The 8,373-nt window shown below is 40.0% G+C and carries 4 protein-coding genes and 2 pseudogenes; 3 read left to right on the forward strand and 3 right to left on the reverse strand.

Annotated elements, in window-relative coordinates:
- Positions 1-1,137: biotin/lipoyl-binding protein (locus tag LC574_RS14905; RefSeq protein ID WP_229454245.1), on the reverse strand; the 1,137-nt coding region annotated here is incomplete at its 3' end.
- Between the two features lie 160 nt (positions 1,138-1,297).
- Between LC574_RS14905 and LC574_RS14910 the strand changes: the two genes are divergently transcribed.
- Positions 1,298-1,525, forward strand: coding sequence for a mersacidin/lichenicidin family type 2 lantibiotic (locus LC574_RS14910; protein ID WP_229454246.1), 228 nt, complete (start codon positions 1,298-1,300; stop codon positions 1,523-1,525).
- A gap of 157 nt (positions 1,526-1,682) precedes the next feature.
- Here LC574_RS14910 and LC574_RS14915 read toward each other — a convergent pair whose 3' ends face one another.
- Positions 1,683-2,702 carry a hypothetical protein gene (locus LC574_RS14915; protein ID WP_229454247.1) on the reverse strand — a complete coding sequence of 340 codons (1,020 nt, stop codon included), beginning with the start codon at positions 2,700-2,702 and terminating at the stop codon, positions 1,683-1,685.
- Between the two features lie 299 nt (positions 2,703-3,001).
- On the opposite strand from LC574_RS14915, the pseudogene LC574_RS14920 reads away from it, so the two are divergent.
- Positions 3,002-6,112, forward strand: a pseudogene (locus LC574_RS14920) (type 2 lanthipeptide synthetase LanM family protein); the annotation flags it as partial.
- A gap of 75 nt (positions 6,113-6,187) precedes the next feature.
- Positions 6,188-7,678: pseudogene (locus LC574_RS14925) on the forward strand (peptidase domain-containing ABC transporter); the annotation flags it as partial.
- 45 nt (positions 7,679-7,723) lie between these two features.
- Here the strand turns inward: LC574_RS14925 and LC574_RS14930 are convergent.
- Positions 7,724-8,373, reverse strand: a 650-nt coding sequence (locus tag LC574_RS14930) for an ABC transporter ATP-binding protein (protein ID WP_229454248.1), incomplete at its 5' end; no start/stop codon positions are given.

An 8,373-nucleotide genomic window follows, 5' to 3' on the forward strand; every position in this document is an offset into this window, starting at 1 on the left:
TTGTGTAGATTGAAATCCACTCGCTGAACCTAAAGCTTTGCGAAAAATCAGGAACTCTTGAGTTGAAAAACATTCAATCAAGATATTAAAACTATTAATTAAAGTAGAAAAGTAATGATTAATTCTCAGTTCATTTTCACCTTGTTTTAGCTCTTTTTGGGCGTTGTAGATTTGGTTTTGGAGTTCGGCTTGCTGTTGTAGCAAACTTTCTTTTTCTTGGTTTAACTTGGCCAAACTCACTGCTTTTGTGGCGCTTTCTTGGGCAATTTTCTCTTTTGCGATTGATAGCACAGCATTGCTGGGGTTTAATGCCGCTAATACTCGCTTTTGTCTAGCATAAGTAGCTGCGATCGCCTGTTGTTGTCTTTCCACCACTTGTCTTTGACTTTCTACAGTCGCTTTTTGAGACTCCAAAACTTGCTGCTGTTGCGTCACTGCTAACTGTACTTCTTCTAATTGATTTTGAGAAATGGAGCCAGATTGAGCTATGGTTTGATACCGATTTCGTCTGACGATCGCAGCTTGTAACGCGGCTTGGGTAGCTCGGACTTGTGCTTGAGTTGACTTTAACTCGGCTTGGGCTTTTTGCAACTCATTTTGGGCAATTTTAATATTGGCTGCGGCTTCTTGGACATCGCTAGTTGCAGTTTGTTGCTTTTGTTCATATTCCCGTTGGGTATTGGCGAGTTCTGCATTCGCTGAAGCTACAGAACGGTTAGAGCGATTAGTTTCTGCGGCGATTTGACTATCTAAGGTACGAAGTTGGGCATTTAGTTGCATTAGTTGCTGTTGGTTTTGCTGGATATTTCCCAAAATTTGACTTTTTTTGGTTTGCAACTGTGAAGCATTAAGAGTAGCGATCGCATCCCCCGATTTTACTTCCTGATTTTCTTTGACTGCGATGCGTTCCACTGTACCACCAGTAGTTGCTTGAACAATACGCACTTCCCCCAACGGACGGACAACACCGCTAGTTCTCACTATCACCGGATATTGAATTACAGCCGCCAATAGCATTCCCACTGCTACGGTTGCAAATAAAAATAATCCCCCGCAAGTTTCCCAAGCACTGATGGGAGGAAGAAATTCATTACTTTTAACTGGGCGTAGGGAGTCGGGGTTAGTTTCATCAAGCATAAATTAAGGAATTAAAAGGGAACAGGGAACAGGGAACAGGAAAGCCGCAAAACGCTTTAATTTTAACTTTTTTACAAATTTTGATAATCATAATCATTATTATCAGCTGTATAATCTTGACGGTCATCTAAGTAAGCTTTTTTACTCGGAGGTAAATACCATGTCGAATTTAGATATCGTCCGTGCTTGGAAAGACGAAGAGTATCGTGCTAGCCTCAGCCCTGAGCAAAAAGCACAACTACCAGAAAACCCAGTTGGGTTAATTGAACTAACAGATGAGGATATGTCTTCGCTAGGAGGTGGACTTGTGGCTGAACCAACCCATACCAAGACCTGTAAACATTGTTGCCCGAAAAACTATGAGACTAGTATTGACTTAGCCAGCTAAATGATAGGGGGCTGGGGACTGGGGACTGGGAACTGGGGAGTGTGGGGGGTGTGGGGAGTGTGAATTCTTTTCTTTCCTCCCACCCTTCCCACACCTCCCTATCTCCCTCATCTCCCTCATCCCTTACTCAGCACTCAGCACTCAGCACTCAGCACTTTCAAGTCAGTTTGCTGTAATTTCCTTTACGCTTGACCACTAAATTAGTTAAGAGAACACCAAAGGCTAATAAACTCCCAAATATTGTGGTCGGTTCAGGTACTTTCGTGGCCACAAACCCATGCTTGACACCCACAGTATCAAAGTAATAACCAGCAATCTCCCCAGAATCATTTATTGAGGAAACAAATGTTTGGGTAGATCCGGGTGCTTTTATTTCCGTGAAAACACCATTATTCCAAACAAAACCATATAAATTCCGACCAGTCTCTTGACGGAAGAAGCTGCCGACAATTGTACCTGCATCATTGACGCTATAAGCAGCAGTTAAACTAGAGCCGGGAAACTCAAGTTTGGTAATCTCACCTTGGTCTAAGAAATAACCATAAAAACCTTTATCGCTGCGATAGGAACCAACTACTTGATTCAATTCATTGTTACCCCAAGCATAAGTACGATCTGTGGCTTCGGGAATAGTAATTGGTGTAAAAGTATTGGTGTTTGTATCTAAATAAAATGCACGAGAAATTTTAAAATCCTCATCGAAATAGTACCCCACCGCAACCCCAGAATTATTAATATCTGATATTCCGGTTTCACCTACTGTTACTGCTGGAGGATTGGCGGGGTAATTGATAATTTTGTACGTATCACCTTTTTTAATATAGGCGCGAGGAATGTCTTCTGCATCAAAAAAACTACCAACAATTTGACCAACGTCGTTAATACCAGGAATATAAACCTCACCTGCACCAGGAGGTTTGAAGGCAGTAAATTTTTTACCATCAAATAAGAAGGCACTCTGACCGGCAGTGAAAGTCCCAACCATCTGACCTGAGTTATTAATACTACTAACGGCTGTTTCCGTTTGCCCTGGAAAATCTATGGTCTGGAAGTTATATAAAGTACTAGCATTTGCAGGTAAAGATACAGAGAAAGAAACAGCTGCGATCGCAACAACCGAACAGATTTTTGACTTGTCAGGTAAATGCAAGTCTTTTTTTAAACTTTGGATACTCATGCCACTCTGTAACCAGTAACGTCAATCTCGATCTAGCTGTGCTTGACTATTGTCAGCTTTTTAGATAATGATAATCATTATAAACTTAGTGCGAACATGGTTAGTGTTTTTACGGAATCTTTACATAAAGACATTACTTGACAAACCGGGTAATAAAAAAATGGCGCGACCAACTTTGATAATCATTACTATCATCTAAGAGTGCTTTGATGAATCAATTATTTTGGGAAGCAGCAGCTTGGTATCAGGGACAGACTTTGCGCGATCGCATTACATCTTGGCATCAGGTAGATTCCCCTATGGGTGAATTTGATGTTGAACTAGGAAGATCCAAAGAGGAACGCTGGCGCAAGCAAGCTGGTTTTGGCAATGATTCATATTTTGTCCAGCGTTTAGCATTAGATGGTATAAACTTAGGTGATTTTCGCTACCTTTTGTCAGAATCGCCACAAGCCGTACAACAGCGCAGCACAGTGTCTCCAGAATGGTTGATAGCAATCAAAGAAGCTTTTACCCGTTCTCAGCCACCAAATATAAAAGTAATTCCACCAACGCAGTTATTGTTGGGGAAAGAGACAGATGGCTTTTTGTACAGCTTTGAACCATTAATTAGTCAAGGAATAGATCGACTAAACGCCGGAATTCAAGCATTAGTAGAAAAACAACCACCAGAAAAACCCCTACCTTTTGAAGTCAGCAAAATTAAAACTATACTGTTTGCTGCTTTACCAGAACAGTTATTTGAGATGTTGACTCCGACAATGGTGTTAGAGGTGAATGTGGCACGGTTACAAGGGTTATTATCTGGAGAAACACCAAGGGAAAGGTTTTTTAGCTTTTTAGAACGTTTGTATCAAAAAGATAGAGTTCTAGCGCTTTTGCAGGAATACCCAGTGCTAGCTCGTCAATTAGTAATTTGTATTGAGAACTGGGTTAATTCGAGTTTAGAATTTCTCCAACGGTTGTGTGCAGACTGGGATGCAATCTGTAATACTTTTAGTTCTGATAGTTATCCAGGAGTATTAGTAGAAGTTAAAGGTAATCTCAGTGACAGTCATCGCGGTGGCAGTTCGGTAATGATTGTCAAATTTAGCTCTGGTTTGCAAGTGGTTTATAAGCCGAAATCCCTGGCTGTAGATGTTCATTTTCAGGAACTCTTAACTTGGGTAAATCAGGTAGTTCAGAAGTTAAATATAAAAGCACACTGCTTATTTCCCATATTGCAAATTATCCAGCGAGATACTTATGGTTGGGTGGAATTTGTCGCTTACCAAAGTTGTAATTCTCAACAAGAAGTGCAACGTTTTTATCAGCGGCTTGGTGGCTATTTAGCACTACTGTATGTGTTAGAAGCGACAGATTTTCATTCAGAAAACTTGATTGCTTGTGGTGAAAATCCGGTGTTAGTAGATTTAGAATCGCTGTTTCATCCACATTTGAGCCGGAATTATTTAGGAGAATCAATCAAAATTGCGACAGAATATCTCACTGATTCGGTTTTGCGTGTTGGTTTGTTACCCCAGCGTCTATGGGCAAATTCTGAGTTTGAAGGAGTAGATATCAGTGGAATAGGCGGTGAAGCTAGTCAAGTTTTACCTAAACCCACTCGTACTTGGGAAGGAATCGCCACAGATGAAATGCGGTTAATAAAAGAAGAAAGTCAGCTAGAAGGCGAGCAAAATCAACCGCGCTTGAATGATGTCGCTGTGAATATTCTCAATTATGTTGAAGATATTACCAATGGATTTAGTAATATTTATCAATTACTTTTAGAACATCAAGAAGAATTAACCGCAAACGGATTACTAACTCGGTTTGCAGAAGATGAAGTCAGAGTGATTTTGCGTCCAACCAGGACTTATGCTTTATTATTGCAAGAGAGTTACCATCCTGATATTTTACGAAATGCTTTAGACCGTGATCGCCACTTTGACCGATTGTGGATAGCTGTAGAACATCAACCTTATCTTATAGAAGCGATCGCCGCAGAACAAGCTGCTTTATGGCGCGGTGATATCCCGATATTTACAACCCGTCCGACTTCCCGCGATCTAGTTACTTGTAATGGTCAATGCATGACAAATTTTTTTGCTGTATCAGGAATGGAACTGGTGCAAAGTCGTCTACAAAAGTTAGATCAACAAGACTTACAGCGTCAACTTTGGTTTATCCGTGCTTCTTTGACAACACTTGCATTGAAAAATGATCCAGGTGGATGGCAAACCTACCATTTCTCTGCACCTCAAATAATTCCTAATCATGAGCAAATACTATCTGCTGCATCTGCTGTGGGGAATTATTTAGAGTTACTAGCTTTAGGCAACCAACAAGAAGCTACTTGGATTGGATTAACTTTAGTAGGGGGACGGCGTTGGTCGCTACTTCCCTTGGGTTGGAGTCTTTACGATGGCTTGCCTGGAGTAATTTTATTTTTAGCATATTTAAGTGAAATTACACAAGAGTTACGTTACACTAAACTAGCTCAAGCAGGATTTAATACTTTACAAAACCAACTACAACAGCATCAAGCCGCAATTAAATTAATTGGAGGTTTTAGCGGTTGGGGAGGAGTAATATACACGCTGACGCACTTAGGTATATTATGGGAACAACCAGAATTACTGCAAGTAGCGGTGAGTTGGGTAGAAAAAATTCGTCCATTGATAGCTAAAGATAAATATTTTGATATTGTTGATGGTGCAGCTGGTTGTCTTGGTAGTTTGTTGAGTTTGTATCGCTGCACTCCCTGCGATTTAATATTAGATACTGCTGTTGAATGTGGTGTAAAACTGCTAAAAAAGCCTTGGGACGGTACACCACCACAAATTGGCTTTGCTCATGGTGCAGCAGGTATAGCTTGGGCGTTACTGGAATTAGCCCTAATTAGCAAAGATGCACGTTTTCGTACTGCTGCCTTAAAGATAATTACTTACGAACGCAATCACTTTTTCCCTAGTGTGAGTAACTGGTTCGACGTGCGAGATTTTACTGAAGTCGTGGAAGCCGGAGAAAATCGCAATCAAGTTTCTTTAAGGACGACTTGGTGTAATGGTGCGCCGGGAATTGGTCTAGGACGGTTAGGTTTATTAAAATATGCAGATGATGCCCAAACCCGAACAGAAATATACACTACTATTAACAATACCTTAAAACAGGGATTTGGTTTAAATCACTGTCTGTGTCATGGTGATTTAGGAAACTTAGAATTATTGTTACAAGCCCGTGAAATTCTCGGCGATCAACAGTGGAATTCACAAATTCAGAGTATTTCTGGCAGCATCATCGAAAGTATCAACAAATACGGTTGGCTTTGCGGAGTTCCTTTAGGGGTAGAAACACCAGGACTAATGACTGGTTTAGCTGGTATTGGCTACGGACTTTTGCGAGTAGCCGAACCAAAACGTATTCCTTGCGTGTTAATGCTGGAATCTCCTATGAAGAGTGCTGAGTTCCGAGTGCTGAGTGCTGAGTTAAAAGGACTGCGATATGTGCAATCAAATTTAATTGCCCATTTTGCTCAACGTTTAGAATTAGATATGATTTTGGAATTTGGTAGAGTCATTTTACGTCTACCACTTCCCTATTATGAAGCTCGTCGCAGTGGTGAAGTTGTCAGCAGAGTCCGGGATATTCAAGAAATCAACCAGTTAATTTCGCAAATTGGGGTAACTTTACCAAGTCAATTTTTTATTGCCATAGTTTCCCTAAGTTTTATGTGCTTTTATAGTTGGAAACTCACCGCAGTCCCGATAATAATAGCTGGGGTATTGGTAGTAGCAACGCTGGCTTTATTACCAAGTATTCGCAAAAAAATTCAAAATGTTTTAGTAGTAGGTAGTGAAAATCAAGCTGTGTTGGTAGAAACCTTTAAAGGTGCGATCGTTCTTAAAACTACTAACTCAACTCCCTATTTTTGGGAAGAATTGCAAAGTCGTTATGGACAACTTGCCCATGCTAGTTTTCGGGCGACGCAAATGGCAATTATCAATAATAACTTTTCGAGTTTTTTATCTAATACTGGGAGAATTGCTTTACTGTGGTTTGGGAGTTTATTAGTCATTGACCAAGAATTAACTATTGGGCAATTACTTGCTTTTAATACCTTAAGTGGAAATTTTTTAACTTTAATTATTACTATCCTCAGCTATATCAATCCCTTGACACGCGCCCAAATGGCTACAGTGAGACTTGTAGAGGTAATAGACTCTACCCCAGAATTTGCAGATGATAGCCAAAAACCGAGTGCTGAAATTACTCCTGATGCCAATATTGTTTGTAGTCATCTGAACTTTCATCATCCAGGAAGAATAGAATTACTCAAAGATTTTTCTCTTGTAATTCCGGGTGGGAAAGTTACAGCAATTATCGGCGAATCAGGTTGCGGAAAAAGTACTTTAGCAAAATTAATCACTGGTTTATATAAATTACAGTCAGGCAATATTAGTATTGGTTTGTATAATCTTGACGACCTTTCTTTGAGTTGCTGGCGACAACAAGTGATGTTAGTTGCCCAAGAAGCTCACTTTTGGAGTCGGACTATTTTAGCGAATTTTCGTTTAGCTTGTCCTCAAGTGACATTTGCCGAAATAGTACAGGCTTGCCAAATTGCCAAGGCTGATGAGTTTATTAATAAATTACCAAATAAATATGAAACAGTTTTGGGAGAATTTGGTACGAATCTATCTGGTGGACAGCGACAAAGACTGGCGATCGCACGGGCGATAATTGTGAATCCACCTATACTAATTTTGGATGAGTCCACTGCTAGTTTAGATCCAGTAAGTGAGGCACAAGTTCTTGATAGATTGTTACGATATCGGCAGCATCAGACTACTATTTTAATTAGTCATCGTCCCAGAGTTATTAGTCGTGCTAACTGGATTGTATTGTTAGAACAAGGTAGAGTCAAAATACAAGGCAGTTTACAAGAATTACAAGCACAACCTGGAGAACATTTAGATTTTTTGAATCCTTGAGACGCAATACATTCAAAGCAAAAATAGCGAGGTTCAGCAAAGCTTCTATAAACAATCTAAAAATTTTATCAATTCATACAATGAACGATAAGTATATATAGTCTTGTTGTTTGTAATTTGCCACCAAACTTGTTTGAAGTTTGATATCACTTCTACCGAGATTGGTAAGCTATTTCTACTATGATGAACTTGAAATCCTACACGTTCTAAAGCACGAATAGTCCATACAGTTGCAATTCCCTCACCTATGACATTAATTTCTCCTTTGTGGGATGTATGGAGATGAAATTCTCCAGAAGCAACATCAAACTCTACACCTTCACTACGGAAAGTATCAGCAAACGCACCACTTAACACTAAATCTTCTGGTGCACCAACGTGTAAAATACCATTAGTTGATAATAGCCAAACTTTATCTGCAAGGCGCAAAGCTAAATCTAAATCGTGAGTGGAAAGAAGTATCGCTTGATTCGTTTCCCGCGCTAACTGACGTAACAATTGCATAATTTCCACCCGTCGCGGCAAATCGAGAAACGCTGTTGGCTCATCCAGTAACATAACAATAGGTGACTGAGCCAAAGCACGAGCAATCATAATTTTTTGGCGTTCACCATCGCTGAGTTCGCTAACTTGGCGTTGTGCTAAGTGTACTGCTCCTACAGATTTGATTGCCCAATGTACTATTTCTTCATCTT

It is taken from the genome of Nostoc sp. CHAB 5715 (assembly GCF_020829685.1).
GTDB lineage: Bacteria > Cyanobacteriota > Cyanobacteriia > Cyanobacteriales > Nostocaceae > Nostoc.

What these genes read in the sequence shown, in the direction of transcription:
- LC574_RS14910 (WP_229454246.1), top strand. Translation starts at nt 1,298, where the DNA reads ATGTCGAATTTAGATATCGTCCGTGCTTGGAAAGACGAAGAGTATCGT.
- LC574_RS14915 (WP_229454247.1), bottom strand. Translation starts at nt 2,702, where the DNA reads ATGAGTATCCAAAGTTTAAAAAAAGACTTGCATTTACCTGACAAGTCA.